Origin of the sequence: Brevibacillus fluminis, assembly GCF_052072235.1 — a bacterium.
Classification (GTDB): Bacteria; Bacillota; Bacilli; order Brevibacillales; family Brevibacillaceae; genus Brevibacillus_D; species Brevibacillus_D fluminis_A.
Genome location: NZ_CM125436.1, coordinates 3,689,260 through 3,712,245 on the forward strand (window position 1 = coordinate 3,689,260; position 22,986 = coordinate 3,712,245).

At 56.4% G+C, this 22,986-nt stretch carries 23 protein-coding genes; 2 read left to right on the forward strand and 21 right to left on the reverse strand.

Features of this window, described 5'->3' with window-relative positions; translation table 11 throughout:
• Window positions 1-5: 5 nt before the first annotated feature.
• A complete protein-coding gene (gene rpmB / locus ACTID9_RS18340; RefSeq protein ID WP_122917084.1) occupies window positions 6-194 on the forward strand; it encodes a 50S ribosomal protein L28 in 189 nt (62 codons plus the stop codon).
• Between the two features lie 144 nt (window positions 195-338).
• Here the strand turns inward: rpmB and spoVM are convergent, their stop codons facing one another.
• The 18 genes from spoVM to ACTID9_RS18430 all read right to left on the reverse strand — a co-directional run bounded on the left by spoVM (window position 339) and on the right by ACTID9_RS18430 (window position 19,056).
• Window positions 339-422 carry a stage V sporulation protein SpoVM gene (spoVM, locus tag ACTID9_RS18345; RefSeq protein WP_122917083.1) on the reverse strand — a complete coding sequence of 28 codons (84 nt, stop codon included), beginning with the start codon at window positions 420-422 and terminating at the stop codon, window positions 339-341.
• Window positions 423-802: 380 nt separating this feature from the next.
• On the reverse strand, window positions 803-1,960 hold the full coding sequence (locus ACTID9_RS18350; RefSeq protein WP_441066327.1) for a M20 peptidase aminoacylase family protein: 1,158 nt from the start codon (window positions 1,958-1,960) through the stop codon (window positions 803-805).
• A gap of 5 nt (window positions 1,961-1,965) precedes the next feature.
• Window positions 1,966-2,802, reverse strand: coding sequence for a M55 family metallopeptidase (locus tag ACTID9_RS18355; RefSeq protein WP_441066329.1), 837 nt, complete (start codon window positions 2,800-2,802; stop codon window positions 1,966-1,968).
• 22 nt (window positions 2,803-2,824) lie between these two features.
• Entirely contained in the window at window positions 2,825-4,246 is a 1,422-nt protein-coding gene (locus ACTID9_RS18360) for a serine hydrolase domain-containing protein (protein WP_441066331.1), read from the reverse strand.
• A gap of 1 nt (window position 4,247) precedes the next feature.
• A complete protein-coding gene (locus ACTID9_RS18365; RefSeq protein ID WP_441066333.1) occupies window positions 4,248-5,657 on the reverse strand; it encodes a serine hydrolase domain-containing protein in 1,410 nt (469 codons plus the stop codon).
• A gap of 1 nt (window position 5,658) precedes the next feature.
• Window positions 5,659-6,489: a GNAT family N-acetyltransferase gene (locus tag ACTID9_RS18370; protein WP_441066335.1), complete on the reverse strand. Its 831-nt coding sequence runs from the start codon at window positions 6,487-6,489 to the stop codon at window positions 5,659-5,661.
• An 18-nt stretch (window positions 6,490-6,507) separates the two neighbouring features.
• Window positions 6,508-7,635 carry an o-succinylbenzoate synthase gene (menC, locus tag ACTID9_RS18375; RefSeq protein ID WP_441072641.1) on the reverse strand — a complete coding sequence of 376 codons (1,128 nt, stop codon included), beginning with the start codon at window positions 7,633-7,635 and terminating at the stop codon, window positions 6,508-6,510.
• Window positions 7,636-7,637: 2 nt separating this feature from the next.
• Complete coding sequence (locus ACTID9_RS18380; RefSeq protein ID WP_441066337.1) at window positions 7,638-8,627, reverse strand: ABC transporter ATP-binding protein; 990 nt, start codon at window positions 8,625-8,627, stop codon at window positions 7,638-7,640.
• A complete protein-coding gene (locus tag ACTID9_RS18385) occupies window positions 8,624-9,613 on the reverse strand; it encodes an ABC transporter ATP-binding protein (RefSeq protein ID WP_441066339.1) in 990 nt (329 codons plus the stop codon). The genes ACTID9_RS18380 and ACTID9_RS18385 overlap by 4 nt, the downstream gene beginning before the upstream one ends.
• A gap of 26 nt (window positions 9,614-9,639) precedes the next feature.
• Window positions 9,640-10,527 carry a serine hydrolase gene (locus tag ACTID9_RS18390; RefSeq protein ID WP_441066341.1) on the reverse strand — a complete coding sequence of 296 codons (888 nt, stop codon included), beginning with the start codon at window positions 10,525-10,527 and terminating at the stop codon, window positions 9,640-9,642.
• Between the two features lie 27 nt (window positions 10,528-10,554).
• Window positions 10,555-11,394 carry an ABC transporter permease gene (locus tag ACTID9_RS18395; RefSeq protein WP_441072643.1) on the reverse strand — a complete coding sequence of 280 codons (840 nt, stop codon included), beginning with the start codon at window positions 11,392-11,394 and terminating at the stop codon, window positions 10,555-10,557.
• 88 nt (window positions 11,395-11,482) lie between these two features.
• Window positions 11,483-12,403, reverse strand: a complete 921-nt coding sequence (locus ACTID9_RS18400) for an ABC transporter permease (RefSeq protein WP_441066343.1) — start codon at window positions 12,401-12,403, stop codon at window positions 11,483-11,485.
• Window positions 12,404-12,423: 20 nt separating this feature from the next.
• A complete protein-coding gene (locus tag ACTID9_RS18405) occupies window positions 12,424-14,052 on the reverse strand; it encodes an ABC transporter substrate-binding protein (protein WP_441066345.1) in 1,629 nt (542 codons plus the stop codon).
• 71 nt (window positions 14,053-14,123) lie between these two features.
• Complete coding sequence (locus ACTID9_RS18410; RefSeq protein WP_441066347.1) at window positions 14,124-14,993, reverse strand: MurR/RpiR family transcriptional regulator; 870 nt, start codon at window positions 14,991-14,993, stop codon at window positions 14,124-14,126.
• A 44-nt stretch (window positions 14,994-15,037) separates the two neighbouring features.
• A complete protein-coding gene (locus ACTID9_RS18415) occupies window positions 15,038-16,507 on the reverse strand; it encodes a M81 family metallopeptidase (protein ID WP_441066349.1) in 1,470 nt (489 codons plus the stop codon).
• A gap of 317 nt (window positions 16,508-16,824) precedes the next feature.
• A complete protein-coding gene (locus tag ACTID9_RS18420; RefSeq protein ID WP_441066351.1) occupies window positions 16,825-17,547 on the reverse strand; it encodes an amino acid ABC transporter ATP-binding protein in 723 nt (240 codons plus the stop codon).
• On the reverse strand, window positions 17,540-18,199 hold the full coding sequence (locus ACTID9_RS18425) for an amino acid ABC transporter permease (RefSeq protein WP_441066353.1): 660 nt from the start codon (window positions 18,197-18,199) through the stop codon (window positions 17,540-17,542). The genes ACTID9_RS18420 and ACTID9_RS18425 overlap by 8 nt, the downstream gene beginning before the upstream one ends.
• 32 nt (window positions 18,200-18,231) lie before the next feature.
• On the reverse strand, window positions 18,232-19,056 hold the full coding sequence (locus ACTID9_RS18430; protein WP_441066355.1) for a transporter substrate-binding domain-containing protein: 825 nt from the start codon (window positions 19,054-19,056) through the stop codon (window positions 18,232-18,234).
• 421 nt (window positions 19,057-19,477) lie between these two features.
• On the opposite strand from ACTID9_RS18430, the gene ACTID9_RS18435 reads away from it, so the two are divergent.
• Window positions 19,478-20,608 carry a M20 family metallopeptidase gene (locus ACTID9_RS18435; RefSeq protein ID WP_441066357.1) on the forward strand — a complete coding sequence of 377 codons (1,131 nt, stop codon included), beginning with the start codon at window positions 19,478-19,480 and terminating at the stop codon, window positions 20,606-20,608.
• 87 nt (window positions 20,609-20,695) lie between these two features.
• Here the strand turns inward: ACTID9_RS18435 and ACTID9_RS18440 are convergent, their stop codons facing one another.
• The 3 genes from ACTID9_RS18440 to rsgA all read right to left on the reverse strand — a co-directional run bounded on the left by ACTID9_RS18440 (window position 20,696) and on the right by rsgA (window position 22,981).
• A complete protein-coding gene (locus ACTID9_RS18440; protein ID WP_441066359.1) occupies window positions 20,696-21,382 on the reverse strand; it encodes a metallophosphoesterase family protein in 687 nt (228 codons plus the stop codon).
• Window positions 21,383-21,449: 67 nt separating this feature from the next.
• Window positions 21,450-22,097 (reverse strand): ribulose-phosphate 3-epimerase, encoded by a 648-nt coding sequence (gene rpe / locus ACTID9_RS18445; RefSeq protein ID WP_441066361.1) that lies wholly within the window; start codon window positions 22,095-22,097, stop codon window positions 21,450-21,452.
• A complete protein-coding gene (gene rsgA / locus ACTID9_RS18450; RefSeq protein ID WP_441066363.1) occupies window positions 22,091-22,981 on the reverse strand; it encodes a ribosome small subunit-dependent GTPase A in 891 nt (296 codons plus the stop codon). The genes rpe and rsgA overlap by 7 nt, the downstream gene beginning before the upstream one ends.
• Window positions 22,982-22,986 lie beyond the last annotated feature (5 nt).

Here is a 22,986-nt window from a genome sequence, read left to right on the forward strand (position 1 = left end):
AATAGATGTCACGCAAATGTTTCGTAACAGGTAAATCTGCGAAAGCTGGAAACGCACGCTCCCACTCCATGCGCGCAACTCGCCGCACTTGGGGTGTTAACGTTCAAAAAGTGCGCATCCTGGTTGACGGTAAACCAAAACGCGTTTATGTCAGCACACGTGCACTGAAATCCGGTCTTGTAACCCGCGTATAGTCGTTTGTTCCCAAACGCAACGCAAAAAAGCACCTGCTCTGGTGCTTTTTTTCTTTTTCCCCGTATTCGATCCTGCTTCTTGCTCGGGCGAGACGGCTGGCACCATCACCCCCGATTCGGGGGAGTGGTCGCTTGCGCATGCTGTCATTTGTTTTTGTTGAAAGCCCCGATGACCGCACGCACCATACCGCCGATGAATTTGGGCAGCTTTATCGTATAAAACCGCATGTTCACCCCTCCTTGACGGATTACTTGATTACTTGGCAAACAAAAACCAACCAACCCCCATGAGTGATGCTCCGAGACCGGCATACATAACCCAAGCGGGAGTTGCGATGAGCAGAATGGTCATTCCCCCGACTGCTAGAGCAACCCCAAGCACGCGTCTTGCGGCGAACCCCTGGCGATAACGAAACGTGCGAAAGCCCATTCCATGCCACACCTCCCTGAATGGGTAGTTACGTGCCTTGGATAATACATCATATTCCGTAGAGGGGTAAACATGTGTCGGGACTGTCGACGCGTCCAAAAAAAAAGCGGGAAGAAAAGCTCTTACCTGACTACTTTATGCGAAAGAGCGGTAGTTGTTGCCTACAGCTCGTTTCTTCTCATGAATTATTTTTTGGCGCATGTCCCAGCAGCTTGATCGCGGAGGCGGCCATTACGGCGACGCCGTTTGCGAGGGTGCCGAGGTCAAAGCGCATCTGCGGATGGTGCAAGCCTGGCGAAAGCCCGGTGCCAAGCCCGATCATCGTGGTGGCAAGCCCCGGTTTTTCGACCGCATAGCAGTGGAAATCCTCGCCGCCCGGCGTGACCGGAGCAGGGGCAAGCTTTTCCTCGCCGAGCGTCTCTACGATCGCGCTTGCCACAAGCTGCTCCATCTCTCGATTGGGGACAGCCGCATGGAGCTGCATGACAGGCTCCAGCTCGACGACAGCACCGTTGGCGGTCGCAGCGGCCTCGATCGCCTGCAAGACGCGTGCGAGCAGCCATTCCATCGCCTCATTGGTTTGCGCGCGCAAATCGAGGCCGAACTGCGCTTCATCCGGGATAATGTTGAGATTGTCGCCGCCTGCCTTCACCATCGTCACTTTGGCCGACATCGGGGTTGTCGGATCGACTTTTACCGCATTGACGGCCGTGATCAAAAGCGAGAGCGCATCCACCACGTTCGTGCCGAGATTCGGGCGCGCAGCATGCGCCTGCTCCCCTTTCAGCTTGCCGCGCACCTGCGCGATGGCACCGTGGCGAATCGCCGGAGCAGCCGAGCCTGACGGCACCTCAAAGTAAGGGCGCACGTGGATGCCGATCAAATGATCGAGGTCGTCGATCACGCCGCGCTGCACGAGCGCGCGCGCCCCTTCCCCCGTTTCCTCGGCCGGCTGAAAGATGACCTTGAGCCGTCCTTGCAGCTCGACGCCAAGCTCTTTCACACAGCGCAGCGCATGCAAGGCCATGGTCATATGCGCATCGTGGCCGCACGAGTGGTTCGCCTGCCACTTCCCGTCGACCAGTTGCCAAAGCGCGTCCATATCGGCGCGCAGTCCGACGACCGGCGTTGCCTCCGCTTCCCCTGCATACGCGATGACGCCGGTACTATCGGAGAATGTCTCATACGCGACGCCCATCGCTTCCAGTTCGCGGCACAGGTATGCCGTCGAGCGGTGCTCTTGCCAGCTGACCTCGGCCAGAGCGTGCAGGTCATGATACGTTGCTTCCATTTTTTCCCGATTCGCTTCTATCCATTGCTTCAACTGGTCGATCATGGCCCTCACCCTGTTATCATTTTGTTCACTTGTCCGGTAATCATCAGCATGGCTTGCAGGACAGGCATCATGGCTGTCATATCGGCGGAGCGGAAACGCACGGTCCGTCCGTCCACCAGCTCGACGCCCGGCATCCAGCTGACGGCAGTGGCGAACTGCGTCTTGGTAAACTCCACCTCGATCGTATTGTCCGCCTGTTGCGCAAGCGGCTGCACCAGATGCCGATTGAGCAGCGCTTCTTTGGCCTGCTGACGGATCAAGGCCCGCGCGCGCACCGGATGCATGGCGTGTGATGATAGTCCGGTGATTCCGGCTTTCACCGCGACGGTAAAGACACCGGGAATATCTGCCTGCACCTCCTCCGCTGTCTGCGTATCGCCGGTGACCAGCACGACCGGAACGCCGAAGGCACCGGCAACCGCCGCATTCAGGCCGGCCTCGCCCACTTCTTTGCCGTTGAGGACCAGACGATGGATCGCAAGGCCCGAAAGCGTATGGTTCATTACGGCCTCGCCTGTGCCGGCACGCCCGTGATAGCCGATGAAAAAGGCGGCGTCGCAAGTCGAGTCGATTCCTTGCATCATGCAAAGCGGCTTGAAGAAGCCGCGGATCACATCCGCCTGCGGGTGCAGCTCTTCCAAAATCAGATTGTTCATCGGGCCGTGCGATTCGTTGACGATGATCTCGGTCGCCCCGGCTTCCAGAGCCCCTTCGATCGCCGCGTTCACATCTTGCGTCAACAGGCGGCGGCCCGCTTCATAATGACGGCGGCCCGGAATGACATCCTCCCATTCCGCAAGGCCAGAAATCCCTTCCATATCGAGCGAAATGAATACTTTCATGCGTAACGTCCCCCCGTCCCTTTTATCCGGCTGCCGGCAGCTGCCGCGAGCCCAGCGCACAGCGGATGATCGTTCCGTCTGCGCTTCGTACAAAGCGTACGATCGTATCCACATTGCGCACCGTAAACAGAAACGCGTCCTCGCCGATGGGCGTAAGCGGCAGCTCTTGGCCGCCCATCGCGAGCACAAGCCGTTCGTTTTCCTCATCAAATGTGACCGTCGCTTGGTCGCCTTCCCCTGATTGGAACGTGCCGACCGATTGCCGCAGCACGTCAAGCGGCGCTTCATAGGAGGCAAAGGTCGCGTACGGTGTCTCCAGCGGACGCCCCAGCAGGCTGTTCAGCAAGCCAAGCGTCAATGCCTGGATGGGCGCATCCGATATGTTGGTCAAAAGAATGCCCGTGATGCCAGCTTCCGGCACGATCAGCATGTGCGCGGTAACGCCCTTGATTCCGCCCGTATGCTGGATCAGCGTCGCATTCTCCCCGAACGGCTGAATGCCGAGTCCGTAGCCATAGCTTTTCAGCGCATCCACTTTGGCAAAAGGCGTGACCATTTCGGCAACGCTCGCTTCCGACAAAATCCGCACGCCGTTTGCGCTGCCGCCCGTCCGATACATGTCCGCATAGCGCAGCATATCCCGCGCGGAAGCTTTGAGAAATCCTGCGGCACGCATCGCCGGCGCATCCCACCAGATCGGTGTGCGCAGCACTTCCTTGACGCCGTCTTTCGTACGCGCGGAGTAAAGCACGGAGTAGTTTTGATCGTCCCCCAGCTCCTCGATGTGAAAGACGGTGCGCGTCAGTCCGAGCGGCTCCAAAATGTGTTCCTTCACATAGTCTTCATACGGTTGGCCGCTAACGCGCTCGATGATCGCCCCCAACAGGGCATAGGCGTCATTGGAGTAGCTGAACTCGGTTCCCGGCGCACCGAGCAGTTCGATAGGCTGCCTGGCGATATAGTCCATCAGCTGCTCATACGTATGAATCGGTTCCACCCCTTGCAGCTCGGGCAGCGCCAGCAGCTCCTCTGCCGCCGGATCATCCTTCATGCTTGCGAGCATGCCGGGGAACAGCGACGAAAGCGGCGGCAGCCCGAGCGTGTGCGTCATGAAGTGTTGGATCGTGATTGCTTTTGTATGCGACTCGTCCGGCGTGCGGAATTCGGGCAAATACGTCACGACCGGATCATGGATGGAGAGCTTCCCTGCCTCCTGAAGCTGCATGATCGCTGCACATGTGTACGATTTCGTAATCGAGCCGATCCCGAACACCGTATCCAGGTCGATCGGCGCCTGTTCTTCGCGATCCCGATAGCCAAACGATTTTTCGTAAATCAGCTCACCGTCTTTGGCGACAGCAACGATCGCTCCCGGTACCTGCACCTCGTCGATCAGCTTTTGGGCATACGCTTCAAACGATTTTTCCCATACATGCGTTCCCATGTCACGCCTCCCCGGTCAATTTGAGCAGCTGGCGGAAATGGAAGGCGACCCGGTTGACGATGCCTTCCCCGTCGCGGTTGAAGCGAATCCATTTTTCCAAACCGGTCGGCGTCTGGAACACAAAACTGTCCGTGCCCACCGGCCTCAGCGGGAACGTCGCGCCGAGCACGGTCAGCGACAGCCCCGCCTCGTCTGCCGTAATCTCCAGCTTCTCCCCTTCTCCCGAACCGAACTGGCCGACATATTCCTGCAAAGAATCAGCGGAAACAGGCGAATCGGCATAACGCACGATCGGCTCCTCGACCGGCAGTCCTTGCGCCGTGTTCAGGGTCGCGGCCAAAAGCTCTGTCGACGGCGCTCCATCAAGATTGCACAGGACGACGCAGGTGATCCCCTGCTCAGGCACGATGCACATCTGCGCAGCGACTCCCTTGATCGCGCCGCCGTGCTCGACCAGCGTTCCGCCGCGAAAATCAGGCGTGACCATGAACCCGTAGCCGTAGTGGCGCCCCGGCTCCAGCCCGGCATAGTTGCCGATCATCTGCTCGACGCTTTCTTTGGTCAGAATTCGGGTTTCTCCGACCAATCCGCCGGTTCGAAAAATTTCGGCGTAGGCGAGCATATCCCGTCCCGTCGATTTCAAAAAGCCGGCCGCACGCATGGCGGGCGCATCCCACCAGATCGGCGCTGCGAACACTTCTTTGCCATTCTCGCCTTTTTTGCTCGTGTAGAGCGTGGCGATGTTCGGGTGGTTTTCCAGATCCTCGATCAAAAACACCGTGTTGGTCATTCCCGCCGGATCGAGCAGATGCTCTTTCACATAGCTTTCATACGATTGCCCGCTCACACGCTCGATGATCGCGCCAAGAAGCGCATACCCGTCGTTGCTGTAGCTGAACTCGGTCCCCGGCTCTCCCAGCAATTGGACATCAAGGCTGGCGATGTAATCCATCAGCTCGCCATAGGTGTCGATCGGCTCATGGGCGGTCAGGTCAATGCCAGTCGGCATTTCTTTCACCGCAGGGTCGATCTCCAAGCTGCGCCGCATCGCATAATAGAGGGACGGCAGCGACGGAAGGCCGGACGTATGCGACATCAGGTGGCCGATGGTGATCCTTCTGGTCAACGCTTCATCCGCGGTCCGAAACTCAGGCAAATAACCGGTAACCGGATCGGCAACCGAAAGCTTCCCCGCTTCCTGCAACTGCATGATCGCAACGCACGTGAACGATTTGGTGATCGACCCGATGCCAAACACCGTATCGAGCGTAATCTCGGTCTGCGACTCTGCATCGCCAAACCCAAGCCCTTTGGCAAACACGGTCTCGCCGTCTTTCGCAAATCCGATAAACGCTCCCGGCAGCTTGGCTTGCTCCATCAATTTCGCAGCATAGGCTTCCAAATGCTCCATCCTACACGTCCCCCTCTTCCTGTATTCGTTCCAGCACATAGGCATGCACAGGCCCTTCCGTTTTGAGCAGACCGACAGCGATGTAGCCTTGGGCAAAAGCGTCCTGGCACATCCGGCGAAGCGCCATACGCCACTCGGCCGCTATTTCCAGCTGTTCCTTTTTCAGCGAATGGATGGCAGCAGGGACCGCGAGCAGCATCCCGTCATGCTCGCCCACTCGGCCGCGAGCAAGCGGATGCGGGTACCCATTCGCCTCTTGCCAATCCAACACCCACGGATTGTCTTTCCATTTGCTTTCGACGAGCGGGACGCCTTCCACCCCGCGAGTTGCCCGCTCCCCCAGCAAATGCCACTCCAGCAAAAACCGGTCCGTCGGCAGCCCTTTGTTGATCCCGTCTTTCATTTCCCCGTAATACGATTCCATGTACGTCCTGACGATGCCGCCCAGCTTGCACAGGTTGAGATACGCGTTGCGCGCCTCCAGCGGATCATAGGTCCAGGTCATCTTCTCATAGCCATAGGCGATCGCCCATTCGCGCTGGCGCAGTTTGAGCTGTTTGCCGATGCCCCAGTCGCGGTACGCAGGCAAGATCCCGAGCATATGGGAGCAAAGGTGCGACTTCCCCGCTTTGAAGCCGGCAAAGCCGTAGCAAAAGCCGACCGGCTTCCCTTCATGGTAGGCAGCGATGACCACGCCTCCGTTATGAATGGCGGCCATCAGCTGCGGCACGGGCGTGATGTTTTTCTCCCCCCATACCGCAAGCTGCAGCATCTCGACTTCCTCCATCTGCACGGCGTCCGTGATCACGCGGTATTCCAATTCTGACTGCATGTGTGGTTCACCTCGGGCTTAGATCGTCACATTCGTGTGCGAATAGCTTTTTTCTTGTACTTTCAACGCTTCCACCGCTGACCAGTTGATCGCATAGCCGATCCCCGGTCCGTCCGGCACCGCCAAAATCCCGGGCCGCAGGAAATCCACTTCCGGTACGACGATATCCTGCGTCCAATAACGGCTCGAGGCGGAGGTGTCGCCAGGGATCGTGAAATTGGGCAATGAGGTGATCGCGATGTTGTGCGCCCGGCCCACACCGCTCTCCAGCATGCCGCCGCACCAGACGGGAACATCGTGCGCCTGGCAAAAGTCGTGGATTTTTTTCGCTTCCGTCAGCCCGCCGACGCGGCCTACCTTGATATTGATGATTTTGCAGCTGCCAAGCTCAATCGCACGTCGCGCATCCTCTGCCGTATGGATGCTCTCATCGAGGCAGATCGGCGTGTTCAGCTGGTGCTGCAGACGCGCATGGTCCACGATGTCATCATGGGCAAGCGGCTGCTCGATCATGATCAGGTTGTAGTGGTCAAGCTCCTTGATCCGATCGAGTTGATCGAGCGTATAGGCGGAATTGGCGTCCGCCATCAGCGGCAAGGAATCGCCAAACCGTTTGCGCAGCGCTTCGATCAGCGTGATGTCAAAGCCAGGCTTGATTTTGACTTTGATCTTCTTGTACCCATCCGCGACGAATCCTTCCACCTTCCGGATCACGTCCTCGACGGATGGCTCGATCCCGACGCTTACGCCGACATCGATTTCCTTGCGCTTTCCGCCCAGCGCATGTGCAAGCGACAAGCCTTGCTGCTTGGCGTACAAATCCCAAACCGCCCCTTCCAATGCCGCCTTCGCCATATTGTTGCGCCGGATCGAGGCAAACAGGCGATCCACATCTTCCGGGCGTTCGATCGGACTCTTCAGGAGCATCGGGATCATGATCGCGTCCAGCATATACAGAATCGTATCCGTCGTCTCTTCATTGTAGTAAGGGAACGGCATCGCTACGCTTTCGCCATACCCTGTCTCCCCCTCGCTGTGCGCGCTGATCAACAAAAAATCGCGTTTGGCCAAACGTCCGAAGCTCGCTTCAAACGGGTCCTTGAGCGGCACGTGCAGTCGTTTCCATTCGATTCGTTCGATCTTCATCATCATTCGCTCCTTTCGTCGGCCCCATACAGATGGCAAGCCACCATATGGTCATGCGCCACAGCCAATTCAACCGGCCGAACGCGTTTGCAAATCTCCATCGCGTGCCGGCAGCGGGGGTGGAAGGCGCAGCCTGTCGGCGGATTGGCTGGACTTGGCACATCGCCTCCCAGCACGATCCGCTCTTTTTTCTGATTGGGATTCGGTACCGGCACCGCTGACATCAGCGCCTGCGTGTACGGGTGCAGCGGTTCCGCGAACAGCCGCTTCTTGTCGGCGATCTCCACGATCCGGCCCAGGTACATGACGGCAATGCGATCGCTGATATGACGGATCACCCCGAGATCGTGCGAGATGAACAAGTAAGTGAGTCCAAGTTCTTCCTGCAAGTCTTGCAGCAGGTTTAAAATCTGCGCCTGGATCGAGACGTCCAGCGCTGACACCGGCTCATCGGCCACGATCAGCTTGGGCTTCACCGCGATCGCGCGGGCGATTCCGATGCGCTGCCGCTGCCCGCCGCTGAACTCGTGCGGATAGCGGTCGGCATGGGACGGATTCAACCCGACCATCGCAAGCAGCTCCATGACCATCTGCCGCAAGCGGCGCGGATCGCTTTGCGGTTCGCCAACGTGCAGCGCTTCCGCCAAAATCGAGGAAACCGTCAGCCGCGGGTTCAGCGAGGCATACGGATCTTGAAAAATGATCTGCATCTGGCTGCGCATCTCGCGCAGCCTCGCCTGCGGCATGTCGATCAGCTCTTCCCCGCCAAATCGCACGGAGCCATCGCTCGGCTGAACAAGCCGCAAAATGCTCCGCCCTGTTGTCGACTTGCCGCAGCCGCTTTCGCCGACGATGCCGAGCGTCTCTTTCTGCTTCAACCGAAACGACACGCCGTCCACCGCCTTGACATGGCCGGACGGCTGCCCGAAAAATCCTTTTTTCAGCGGAAAATATGTTTTGAGGTTTTCGACGACAAGCAGATTTTCGCTCATATCGCCACCTCCTTGTCGACATACATCCAGCAGCGAACCGCCTGTTTGCCCGTCCGGATCACCGGCGGCTTTTCCTGCACGCATCGGTCCGTGACATGTTTGCAGCGGGAGCGGAACGGACAGCCGCCCGAGATTTCGCCCAATACCGGCACATTCCCCTCGATCGGCGTCAGCCTGCTGTGCTCCGTCTCCAGGCTCGGGATCGATTGGAGCAATCCGACGGTGTACGGATGCTTCGGATTGGCAAAAATCGTTTGCACATCCGCCTCCTCCACAATCTCGCCGTAATACATGACCATCACGCGATCGGCCATCTCCGCAACCACGCCCAAATCGTGGGTAATCAGCAGGATGGCGGTGTGCGCAGTCTGTTTCAGCCCGTTCATCAGATCGAGAATTTGCGCCTGAATCGTCACGTCCAACGCGGTGGTCGGCTCATCGGCGATCAGCAGATCCGGCTCGCACGCCATCGCCATCGCGATCATCACCCGCTGCTTCATTCCCCCTGACAGCTGGTGCGGATATTCGTTGACAATGGCCTCGGGGCGCGGAATGCCCACTTTTCGCAGCATCTCGATCGTCTTCGCACGCCGCTCCTGCTTGGAGTAGCCGGTATGCAGCCGGAACACCTCATCGATCTGCCGCCCGATGCTGTGCACCGGATTCAGCGATGTCATCGGCTCCTGAAAAATCATCGAGATGTCCCGCCCGCGAATCGCCCGCATCTCACGCTCCGCCAGCTGGTTGAGCACACTCCCTTTGAAGCGGATGCTGCCTTCAAGCGTACCGATTTTTTTGGAGATAAGCCCCATGATCGACAGGGACGTGACGCTTTTGCCGCTGCCCGATTCACCGACGAGTGCGACGGTTTCCCCTGCTTTGATCTGAAAGCTGACCTGATTCACGGCCGTAAACGCGCCACGCTCCGTTTTGAGAATCATGGACAGCCGATCGATGTCCAATACCGTCTCTTTCTCCTTCATCATGTCGACCCTCCATCCATGCGCTTGCGTTACTGGCTGATAAAATGCTCGTAGGCCGTCAGGGCCAAGCGGGCAATCAGCTGCTCCCCTTCTTTCACCGAACCGTTGCCTTGCGACAGTGCCGCGATGGTGAACGCGCCCTTGTCCTCGGGCAGATAGACGATGCCCACATCGTTCACCACGCTGCCGATCGTCCCGGACTTGCAAGCGATCACGGTTTTGTCCGGAAGCAAATACGGAATGCGATTGCGCAGCTGCTGTCTTTTCATGATGTCGAGGATACCGTCGCACGCCTCCTGCGAAACGAGCTGTCCCGTCGCGATCAGCTCAAGCAGCCTGCCCATGTCAGACGGCGTCGCCACGTTGTTTTTTGGACTCGGCTGAAAAATGAAATTGTCCGGATCGAAACCGGTTTCCGCGAACTGCTTGTTCAGCTTGTCGACGCCGGCCTTGCCCTTTTTCTCACCGGCCAAGCCCGCGCCGATGCTCAAAAGCTCCCAGCAGTCGAATTTGACGGAAATGCCGTGTAAGCCCAGCTCCCGCATGAATGCCTCCACTCGCTCCTTGCCGACCAGCTCCATCACTTTGTCCGTCCCCACATTGTCGCTGACGATGATCATCAGCATCGCCAAATCGCGGATCGCCACTTCCACACCCGGCAGGAACTCCTTGAGTACCCCTGAGCCGGCGACCAGATCATCCTCGGTCAGGCGAATCCGCTCCTCCAACCGGAGCCTGCCCGCCTCGACATCGCGAAACAGCGTTGCCAAAATCGGCACCTTGAACGTGCTCGCCATCTGAAAATAGCGGTCCGCGTTCATACGCGCCTCTTCCTGTGTGCCGATATGCTTGACCGTAACGCCGAAAACCGCCGAAGATTCGGCCAACACAGCCTCCAGCTTTTCCTGCAAAGTCATCTGCAACCCACTTCCTTCCGACTGTCGTTATTTTGGGTCCAAAGCGTCCCGCAGGCCGTCGCCCAAGAGGTTAAAGCCCAGCACAACCAGCATGATCGCCATGCCAGGGAAAATCGACATCCACCACGCCTGCCCAAGGAACGCCTTGCCGACATACACCATGGCCCCCCATTCCGGCGCGGGCGGCTGTGCTCCGAGTCCGAGAAAGCTGAGCGCCGCAGCCGCCAAGATGCTGCTGCCAAACTGCACGGTCATCAGCACGATGATCGGCGACAAAATGTTCGGTAAAATATGTTTCCCCAATATGACTGCATCGCGGATGCCGAGCGCCCGCACCGCCTCTACATATTCTTTTTCGCGGATCGACAAGACGGACGCGCGCGTCACCCTGACATAGGACGGAATCACGGCGATCACGATGGCGATCATCGCATTGGTCAAGCCTGGCCCCAGCACGGCAATGATGGCAATCGCCAACAGCAAGGCGGGAAGCGCCAGCAAGATGTCCATTACCTGCATGATGTACATGTCCAAGCGGCGATAATAGCCTGCGATGACTCCCAGCGTAACGCCGATCGCCGAAGCGATGGTCACGGTGATCAGTCCGGTCAAAAGCGAAATGCGGCCGCCATACAGCAGCCGCGAAAAAATATCGCGACCAAAATCGTCGGTCCCGAGCAGATGCTTTGCCCCCGGTCCGACCATGCGATCCGAAAAATTCATCTGATCGATCGGATACGGGGCCAAAAGCGGCGCACAGACACATCCGATCGTGAAAAGCAGCAGGATGATGGCGCCGCCCATCGCCGTCTTGTTGCGAACCAATCGCTTTGCGACTTGCAGCCAGTAGGGAGGCGACGGGGTCACCGGCGATTCCACGGCGCGGATGGGAGGATGCGTTTCATGTCCCGCTTCCAGTCGGCTTACGTTTCCACTCACGTTCTCTCGCTCCTTCCTACTCGTATTTGATCCGTGGATCGAACAAGCTGTACAGCAAGTCGACAATCAGGTTGGTGATGGCAAACAGGAACGCGATGAAAAAGACCAGCCCTTGGATGGTCGGCAGATCGCGCTTGCCGATCGCCTCAATGGCGAGGCTGCCCAACCCTTGCAAGGAAAAAATCGTCTCCGTCACGACCGCACCGGCAAGCAGCGCCCCGAACTCCAGCCCGATCAATGTGATGACCGGAATCATCGCATTTTGCAGCCCGTGCAGCAGGACGACCGAACGCTGTGGCGCGCCTTTCGCATGTGCGGTACGCATGTAATCCTGTTTGATGACATCAAGCATGCTGGAGCGCGTCATGCGGGCGATCATCCCCGCTTCGCCCAATGCGAGCGTGACAGATGGCAGGATCAGCGAAAAAAATCCATCGTAGCCGGAAATCGGAAAGATCGGCAGCATGTAAGCGAAAATCCAGATGAGAAACAGCGCGATCCAAAAGCCTGGCGCCGAAATCCCGAGCAGGGAGAAAAACACGACAACCCGGTCCATCCACGTATTTTGCTTCACGGCGGCAATCACGCCGACGATGACCCCGATTACCGTCGCCAAAATCATGCTGTACAACGCCAGCTGAAACGTGACGGGAAAGCGGTCCACGATCTCTTGCCAAACCGTGTACCCGGTGATGTACGATGTCCCGAGATCCCCTTGCACAAGTCGGCCCAAAAAGCTGAAATATTGCACATACCACGGTTTATCCAGGCCAAGCTGCGCGTTTAATGCGGCAATCGCTTCGTCGGTGGGATAATCCCCGAGCAAATATTGCACGGGGTCCCCCGGAATCAGATGGACCAGCAGAAAGATGAGGATGGTGACGCCGAGTAGCGTCCCCAAGAGCGACAGCAATCTTCGGAAAAGGTATCGTTGCAAAACGCCCCATCCCCCTTTTGTTATTTCGTGATCTTGATATCTGCGAGCGGAATGTCGCTTGTGAACGGATTGAGCTTGTAGCCCTCGATATTGCGCGTAGCCGTCACCGATTCGCTCACGTACAGCGGTACCCATGGCGGATCTTTGACCAGCAGCTCCTCGGCTTCCTCATACACTTTCATCCGTTCCTCTTCTTTCAGCACCGTACGCCCTTTGGCAAGCAGCTCATCGACTTTCGGATTGGAATAGTGCACGCGCTTCGAGTTGTCGGTCTGCATCAGCAGGTAGAGGATGTCCGGATCGTTCAGCCCGAAATAAAGCAGGAACAGCTCATGGTTGCCTTTTGTCGTGCGATCCTTCACTGTTGCCACGTCGTGAACGGCAATTTTAATGTCGACGCCGATTTCTTTGAGCTGCGCTTGCAAAATTTGCGCGACACGCTGCAAGGCAGGGTCCTCCGGCAGAAGCAGTTCGAGCGAGAGCGGCTTGCCGTCCTTCTCGACGATGCCATCGCCGTTGCTGTCGGTGTAGCCTGCTTCTGCAAGCAGCTGCTTCGCTTTGTCTACGTTATGTGCATACATCTCTTTCGCCATGTTCTCGATTTTCTCGCTGTAACCGGGAATGGTCGGCGGCAGCGGGCCGAAGTTCGGCTTCGCGAATCCCGCCAGGGCAACCTGTATGATCGGGTCGCGGTCGACAGCCATGGCGATCGCCTGCTTGATGCGCACGTCTTTGAAAATTTCCTTTTGGTTGTTGAAGCCAAGGTACTTCATGCCTTGCTCCAGGCTCTTCTCGATTTTGGTTCCTGGAATGGCTTCCAATTCTTTCACGTACGTGCTTGGCACTTCTTGCAGGATGTTGATCGTGCCTTTTTTGAATTCGAGAATGCGCGTGTCGTCATCTTTTAAGAAACGGAAGACGACCTTGTCGACGTACGGTGCGCCCTTGTTGTCGGCATAAAGCGGTCCCCAGTTGTAATCCGGGTTTTTCACATAAGTGACCGATGCGCCGCGTTTCACTTCCGGATTCATGAACGGCCCTGTTGCGAGCGGCGCCTCCCCGAACTTGTCGCCTTTTTCTTTCAGGCGCTCCGGATCGAACGGCGACAGGAACGTTCCGACCAGCATGTTGGCGAATGGAGCAAACGGTTCCTTGAAGGTAATTTTGACCGTGTTTGCGTCGGGCGCCTCAATCTTGTCGATCGGCCCTGCCAAATCTTTGTTCGGCGAAATGCTGGCGAATCGCTCGATGGACGTTTTGACCGATTCGGCTGTCATCGGCGCACCCGACTGGAATTTGACATCTTTGCGCAAAATCAGCGTCCACACCTTGCCGTCGTCAGACACTTGCCAAGATTCAGCCAAATGCGGAATCAGCTTGCCCTGCATATCGCGGCTCAAAAGCGAATCATACGGCTGGCTGTTGGTATTGTCCAGCCATGTGGTTTTTTGCGGGTCCAATGTGTCCGGCTCGACGGGAGCGGCGATGACCAGCGTGCCGCCGGTTGTCGCTTCCGCCTTGCCCGGCGAGGCGGACGGTTCCGTCCCCGCTGGTTTGGTGCCAGTAGTGCCCGAACATGCTGCGAGAAGCAGTGTGACGCTAAGCCCGATCGTTGCCAGACTGCCGATGCGCCGCGTATGCTTTGCCATGAAGAATACCCCCCTTTGTGTATGGAAACCTTGGCTATGTGAATACTGGATAACCATTTTTTTCTGTGCGTTTACTCGTTTCGCTGGACGAACGGATAAAACTGCTCGCTCGTCTTGTCATACAGCTTGATCCGCTTTTGCGCCCGTTCCCGATCGACCTGGGTCACGCCGCTGACCAATGCGTTCAGCATGGTGAAAATCGCGGACATGCCCTTTAAGGTGGCAGGCGACGGCGTGGTGACTTTCAGCAGGACGTCTGCAAAAGGCCCGAGCGGCGACAGCTCGTGGTCGGTGATCGCCACGATCGTCACCCCTTTTTCCTTCGCCGCTTTGGCGAACTGCACCGTATCCTGCAAGTAGCGCGGGAAAACGAGCGCGATCATCAACCAGTCTTCATTCGCTTCTGAAATCAGATAGTTGGCATCATCCACCTGCCCGCGGTACAAATGCGTGTCGCCTTTGACGATGTTCAGCGCAAAGGAGAGCCAGTACGCGGACGCATAGCTGGTGCGGCCGCCCGCCACCACGATCTTTTTCGCTTTGACGATTGCTTGTACGGCCTGATCGAACCGCCGCCGATCGAGCCCGTTCATCGTTTTTTGGATAAACGCCATATCTTGCTCCATGGTAAACGTGATGACGTCATCGCTGTCGCGGTAATCGTAGGTCGCGTCATGAAACGTTTGCACCACGTTCTCTTGAATGACCGGAAACAGGAGCGATTGACGGATCTCGTTTTGCAATTCGCTGAAGCCGGAATAGCCGAGCGAATAGCAGAGGCGGATCACGGTCGTTTCGCTCGTCCCCGTGTTGGCCCCGATCACTTTTGCGGGAAGGAGAGCGACTTGATTCGGCTCGTCGAGTATATATTTCGCTACCGATTTTTGCTGCGTTGTCAATTGTTCAAACGATTTGCGAATGCGTTCATGTACACTCTCCATGCTGTGTTCACCTGTCCTGGATAAATGAAATGGTCGACTGTTTGCTAGCGTTCCGTTACCGGATCAAGCGGGTATTTGGGGCGATTCAACCGCTTGTAGGCAAACGACGAGAATTGCAGTGTCGTGAGTCCCGGCGAATCGACCGTAATGATCTGGGCGCTGATCGGCTCGAAGCTGGCGCGGAAATGCTGGCTCGATTTGAGCGCGACGATTTTGTAGGCGGTCACATCGATGCCGTGCAGCAGGAAGACTTGCTCATCGAGAACCTGCGTCTTGACCGAGCAGACGAGAATATCGACGCCATTTGCCTGCAAGCGAACCGATTTGCCCAAATTGACAGGCGAGCCTTTGCCCATCGGCGACGAGGTGATAAACGCGCCGTCTGTCAGCGCTTTCACATAAGCGGTCAGCGCGATCGGTTCGCCATGCAGCTGATCCGTCTTTCCGCCCAGCTGCACCTCGATGGTGGCACCGACCCCTTTTTCATGAGCGAGCGCGGCAACTTCCGGATCGTAGATGAACCCAAAGCACGCGTCTTGCAAGTCGGCTTCCAGCATGGCACGCAACAGATACGTGCCGTCTCCAGGCGTGCCGCCCCCCGGATTGTCGGATGTTTCGTTTATGACGACCGGGAACGCCGTTGCCTCTTTTGCCAAAGCCAGCCCTTCTTTTGGCGACAATACGTCAGGTGCAAACTCGTCGCGCTTCGCCCAGATCAGGTCGGCCACGCTTTCAGCCGCACGCTTCGCCAGTTCCGCATCATCGTTGGCAATCGCGATTACCGTAACGCCCAGTTCGGGAATATCGGTGTACGGAAACCCGTGGAAAAATGCGCAATCTACCATGCCCGGCTCTCGTTCCCATCGGTAGCATGCCTCATTGATGTCTTTGGCCGGAGACAGGTTCGTTGTAGATGTAGGAACGATCAGCGGAAGTGTCGCCCGATACATGCGCGGCACCAATGTCCCTTTCACCATCCGCTCCGCCAGCTCGACCGCTTCCAATCCCCGTTCGTAGCAGTCCGTGTGCGGATACAGGTGAACGCCGAGCAAAATATCCGCTTCCCGCACCATCTCATCCGTAATGTTACCGTGCAAATCCAGTGTGACGATCAGCGGCAGCTCATACCCCACCTGCTCGCGCACCGCCTTCAAGAGCGCTCCTTCCAGATCGTCGATGCCTTCCGCGACTCCCGCGCCGTGCAGCGCCAGGCAGATCGCATCGACTTTGCCTGCAGCAGCGATTCCCGAGAGAAGCTCATCCTGCAGCGCCTCATACGTCTTGCTGGTAATGGTTCCAGCTGGATACGCGCTGGCCGAAAACGCACCCACCACCTCGATTCCGCGCTGGTCCGCCGCGTCGATCATCCCGCCGAGAAAATCCCGCACCCCTCTGTGATTCGCGATGGTTGCATCCCCTCTCGCCCATTCCCACAGCTCAAAAAGCTCACGCGTCGTCGGAACATTCGAAAACGTGTTCGTTTCGTGCATCACTTCCGCAATCACGATTCGCATTGCCAGATCATCCTCCCTTTTTCCTCACCCATTTTGCATATTGAAGTTTACACTTTAAATCATGAACGTAAATGAAGTTCAAACTCTAGTTGCATTATAATCCCAGTCCACTGCCTATTTCAATACGAAAATTCAGAAAATAAAAAAATATCCTCAATAAAATAAATTTAGAAGGATGAAATTCTTCTTTTTTTCGTAAAAAACACGGATATGGCGCGTTTTTCCTCAACCGGTACGTTTCGCGATGTGAATAAAAAAAGAATGTTCTCCTCCTTTTTCGGAGGGAACATTCTTCTTCGGACCATCTTCGTTTCGATTTACAGCATCTTTTCCAAAAACTGCTTCGCCCGTTCGCTTTTCGGTGCCGTAAAAAACGTCTCAGGCGCCTCGTCTTCCACCAGCCGACCGCCATCCAGGAAACAGATGCGGTCCGCCACTTCGCGGGCGAAATTCATTTCGTGCGTCACGATCGCCATCGTCATGCCCGTTTCGGCGAGCGACTTCATGACTTCCAGCACCTCTTTGACCATCTCCGGGTCAAGCGCGGATGTCGGCTCGTCAAACAGCATGATTTCCGGCTCCATCGCCAGGGAGCGGGCGATCGCCACGCGCTGCTTCTGTCCACCGGACAAGCGGGACGGATACACGTCGGCCTTGTCCAACAGCCCTACGCGGGTCAACAGCTCGCGGGCTTTTTGCTCCGCCTGCTCCTTTGACACGTTTTTCACTTGAACCGGCGCATAGGTCAAGTTTTGCAGCACCGTTTTATGCGGGAACAGATGAAAGTGCTGGAATACCATCCCGATCTTTTGCCGCACTTTCATGATGTCGGTCTTCTTGGACGTGATCTCTTCGCCACCGATCCAAATCCGCCCTTGCGTCGGCGTCTCCAACAGGTTCATGCAGCGCAAAAAGGTAGACTTCCCGGAGCCGGACGGCCCGATGATCGCGACCACATCGCCTTTTTCAATCGTCGTCGAGATGTTGTGCAGCACGTCGAGCTTGCCGAATGATTTGGACAAATTCTCCACTTTAATCACTGCGTCTCAACCTCCTCTCAAAGCCACGAGCGGCCCAGGTAAGGGTCATGACCATGACGTAGTAGATGATGCCTGCGAGCAGCAGCGGTTCAAAATAAAGGAACTTTTCTGCCGCAACGATGTTGGCGCGCCGGAGCACGTCGGTAACCCCGATCGTCGAGACAAGCGCGGAGTCTTTCAGCAGGTTGATCCCTTCGTTCACCATCGCCGGCATGATATTTTTCAATGCTTGCGGGAAGATGATGTCGAGCATCATTTTGCGGTACGGAATCCCGAGGGACAGCGCTGCTTCACGCTGCCCACGGTCGACTGCCATAATTCCGGCGCGAATCGTTTCGGACGTATACGCTGCCGAATTGAGCCCGAATGCAATCACCCCTGCCATCAGCGGGCTGATGTCATAGTTAAACAGCTGTGGCACGGAAAAGTAGATCAACGTCAATTGCAAGATCAACGGCGTGCCGCGAAAAATGGAGGTATAGAAGATTGCCAGCCACTTCAGCGGACGATTGTTGGAAATTTTGATCAAGGCCAGAATCGTACCGAGAATAATCCCGACTACAGCTGACAGTAACGTAAACTGCAAGGTGTCGATAATGCCGCCGAGAATGTAGGTTGACTTATCGGCGATTTTGGAAAAATCGAGAAACACGCGCTATCCACACCTCCTGAAGAAGTATCGGTTTATTTTTCAAACCATTTTTTGATCAGTTTGTCCAGCTCGCCGGAGTCTTTCAGCTTTTTGATCGCGGCATTGAACTTCGCGACATTTTCGGAGCCTTTCGGGAAAGCGACAGCAGAACCTGCCGGTGTGCTTTGGGCAATCACGTTGAACTCAAGATCCTGGTTCGACTCTGTGTAGCCTTTCGCTACGGTGTCCTCGATGATCGCGGCATCGATACGATTCGATTTCAGCTCTTGGATGATTTCCGGAATTTTGTTGAGCGATTTGACTTCCAGTCCCTGGATGTTTTTCGCCAGCTCTTGCGCTTCGCCCTCCTGGATCGAGCCAAGCTGCACGCCTACTTTTTTGCCGGCCAGATCTTCGGTCTTCTTCAGGTTGCTGCCTTTTTTGGAGACAATCGTGTTTTTCGCGTCATAGTACATATCGGAGAAATCCGCGTTTTCCAGACGCTCCGGCTTCGGCGTCATGCCGGCCATGACGAAATCAACGCGCTTCGACTGCAGCGCAGGCAGCAGGCCGTTGAAATCCATATCTTTCACTTCAAGCTCAAAGCCAATTTCTTTGGCGAGATAGTTCGCGATGTCGATGTCGAAACCGACGATTTCATCTTTCCCGCTGGACGTATCATGGAATTCGTACGGCGGATAGTCGGCGGATGTCGCCATCACCATTTTCGGCTTGGCGCCTCCTGCTGCGGAATCTGTGCCGGACGCTGCTTGCTTGTTATCGCCGCCTTGCTGTGCTCCGGTACCACATCCAGCCAAAACCGTTATCGAAAGCGCAGAAGCAAGCGCCAATGTGAGAAACGAGTTCATTTTTTTCATCTCTACAAACCCCCTGTAAAAAATGTTGGACAAAAAATCGTGTAAGTCCACTGACTATTGTAGATACATTTCAATAAAAATTCAACTTATTTAATACCATATAACAAAAATATTTTTATTCCTTTTTCTACAAGGTGCGCTCCCCCCTTGATCCATGTGCATTTTCGCTCAAAGAACCGCCTGCTTTTGGCAAAATGAATGATTTGCATAATTATTCACCCGGTTCGGTTTTGTGGTTCTACGAGCGAAGCGATACCTTCTCATTGTACGAGCATTTGCTGATTTTTGGAATGATTTATCTGTCAAAAGATCCGTCCCGATGCGCTTTTGAAGCGCATCGAGCGCGAAAGCAACGGTACCACCTGCGACGCAAATTATAGTACAATCGGAGAGAACATTTACCAAGAACGGAGGTACATCATTGTCGACAACATGGATTCCTTACTTTCAAGCACAGCTAGACGACATTCTCAAGGAACTGCACGAGTATGTGGAAATCGAGACCCCTACCCATGACAAGCAGGCGGTCGATTCGCTCGGCGCCGTGATCGCTGAGAGATTCCGCAAGCTTGGCTGCAAGGTGGAGCGGATCGAGCAGCAGCAGTTCGGCGACCAGCTGCGCGTCGAATACGGGGAAGGCGCGGAGCAGCTTTTGATCCTCGGGCATTTCGATACGGTCAAGGAGATTGGCACCTTGGCTAGCGAGCCTTGGCGCATCGAGGATGGGCGCGTCTATGGCCCCGGCACCTACGATATGAAAGCAGGCATCATCTTTTGCTACTTTGCCTTAAAAGCGATCATCGACCGCGGTCTTCCCTTGCGCAAAAAGCTGGTCTTTTTCTGGAACACCGATGAAGAGGTCGGAAGCCCTTCCTCGGAGCAGCTGATTCGCGCCGAGGCGCGGAAAAGCGCCGCTGCGCTGGTGATCGAGCCATCGTTTGGCAACGGGCTGATCAAGACGAGTCGAAAAGGCGGCGGCGAATTCACGCTACATGTCAAAGGCAGGGCAGCCCATGCCGGCAACGACCATGCGAAAGGGGTCAATGCGATCGAGGAAATTGCCCATCAAATCGTCCGCATTCAATCCTGGACGAACTACGATAGCGGAACGACGCTGTCCGTCGGCAAAATCAGCGGCGGTACCGTCTCCAATGTGGTGCCGGAAGCGGCGCATGCGATCATCGATGTGCGCGTGAGCAAGCGCGAGGAGGCTGAACGCATCACCAGGCTGATGCACGAGCTTGCACCTGTATTGCCACATGCCGAGTTGCAGGTGGAAGGCGGCATCCCGAAACCGCCGATGGAACGCAGCGAAAAGACGGTGCAGCTGTTCAAACACGCCCAGCGGCTCGCGGCAGAAGAAGGCTTCTCGCTTGAGGAAATCGGCGTCGGCGGCACGAGCGACGGAAACTTTTGCGCAGATGAAGGCACCCCGACGCTCGACGGTTTAGGGCCGGTCGGAGACGGCGCGCACGCGTCCCATGAGCATGTGCTGATTTCGGCGATTCCAGAGCGGATCGCACTGCTTTTGCGGATGATGACCACGCTGTAGCGGCAAGACTTTTCAACGCGACACACTGACAAAAAGGACGAATCCGGCTCACCTCCCGGATTCGTCCTTTTTTCCAGCTGCTTCGTTCTATTCGACAAAGTATATCGATCTGCTAGGCAGCTCCAGGCAGTTCAGCCGGCCGCCATATACCGCGCCGCCATCGATCCCGATGATGTTGTTCGCCCCGAAATACACCTCGAACACGCCCTCGCCATGAAAGCGTTCCGTCGGCGTATGGCCGAAAATGACCGGCTTCTCTCCGTTGTAGCCATGGTGGAACTCGTCGCGAATCCAGACCAGGACATACGGATCTGTCTCGGCCGGCGGGGTCGTCGGGTGGACGCCGCCATGAACGAAAATATACTGATCGGTTTCATAGTAGACCGGCATGCTTTTGATATAATCCACATGCTTCTGAATGATCGCCGCCTGCTCCTCTGTCACGTCTGCAAACATCGCGTTCGGGTCGACCTGATAGCTGCGCAGCGTCTGGTCACCGCCGTTGATTTTGGTCCACTTTTGCCAAAACTCCGCTTCCCGTTTTTCCCATGCCCGAACCAGCATCTCCTCATGGTTGCCCCGCAAGACGATCGCTCCGCCCTGCTGCAGCTCCATCACCTTGTCGAGTACCTCACGCGCGTTCGGGCCACGGTCGATATAGTCGCCGACCAAAATCAGCTGGTCCGCTTCCGGATCATAGTTCGCCTCTTGCAGCAAGGCCGTAAGCTTCGCCAACTCACCATGGATGTCGCTGATGGCCAACATGCGCTTCATCGTGCTTCCCTCCCGTTACTAGCACAAAAAGGAGCCGATCCCGATGAATTGGCTCCTTTTTTGTCTGTTATCCTCTGATCGCTGCGATCGCCTTGGCGCGATCTGGCTGGTTAAACACGGCATTGCCCGCTACGAGCACCGTCGCACCCGCCTGCTCGCACAAGCGCGCCGTTTCCGGGTTCACCCCGCCGTCGATCTCGATATCGACGTGGGACAGGCCGCGCTCATTCAGCATCGCGCGCAATGCTGCTACTTTCGGCAATACGTTGTGAATGAACTTTTGTCCGCCAAAGCCTGGGTTTACGGTCATGAGCAGCACCAGATCGACATCGCCAAGCACCGATTCAATCGTGACCAGCGGCGTTGCCGGGTTGAGTACGACACCGGCCTTGACGCCCTGCTCCTTGATCAAATAGAGCGAGCGGTGCAGGTGACGGCACGCTTCTTGATGCACGGTAATCATGTCCGCACCGCTTTTTGCAAATTGCGGGATGTACCGATCCGGCTCTTCGATCATCAGATGAACGTCCAGCGTCAGCTTGGTGACCGGACGGATCGCGTCTACGATCAACGGGCCGATCGTGATGTTTGGCACGAAATGACCGTCCATGACATCGACGTGAATCCAGTCCGCCCCGCCGCGCTCGACATCTTGAATCTCTTCTCCCAACCGGGCGAAATTCGCTGATAGAATGGATGGTGCTACTTTTACCATGGTTTGTTCCTCCGTTGGTATTCTTTTACTTCCTCCATAAACTGACGGTAATGATCATATCGTTCCTGGCTCAACTCTCCCGCTTCCACCCCGGCTCGTACCGCGCAGCCTGGCTCGCTTAAATGAAGGCAGCCGCGAAACTTGCAGCCGTCGCTTACCTCCGTGAAGTCACGGAACGAATTGGCCAGATCCTGCTCATCGATGCCGACGAACTCCAGCGAGCTGAACCCAGGCGTATCGGCGACATACCCGCCGCCCTCGATCGGCACAAGCTCGACGTGGCGCGTCGTATGTCGTCCGCGTCCCAGCTTTTGGCTGATGTCGCCTGTCTGCATCGAAACGTTGGGAAACAGGCAGTTGATCAGCGATGACTTGCCCACGCCCGACTGGCCCGCAAATACGTTGATGTGGCCAGCCAGCTCGCGGCGGATTTCTTCCAGTCCGCGCAAGTCACGCTTGGAAAACGGAATGACGGTATACCCGATCGCGCTGTAGGTGGCGACGATGCGCTCGATCAGCTCATCGTCGACCAGATCGGCTTTGGACAAAACGATCAGGGCATCGATGCCGACATGCTCGACATGCACCAAAAATTTGTCCAAAAGCAAGCTGCTGAATGACGGTTCGTGCAGGGAAAACACCAGTACGGCCTGATCCACGTTAGCTACGGATGGGCGCAGCAATTCATTTTGACGGTTGACAATCTCCATCACGTATCCTTCGGACGGGTCGGTCTCTTCGTAGACGACCCAATCTCCGACCAGCGGATTGATCTTGGCATCCTTTTTCTTGAACAAGCCCCGCGCCCGGCACGAGACGATCTTGTCTCCATCCGCTACATAATAAAACCCGCTTAACGCTTTCACAATTCGCCCTTCTGGCATTCGTT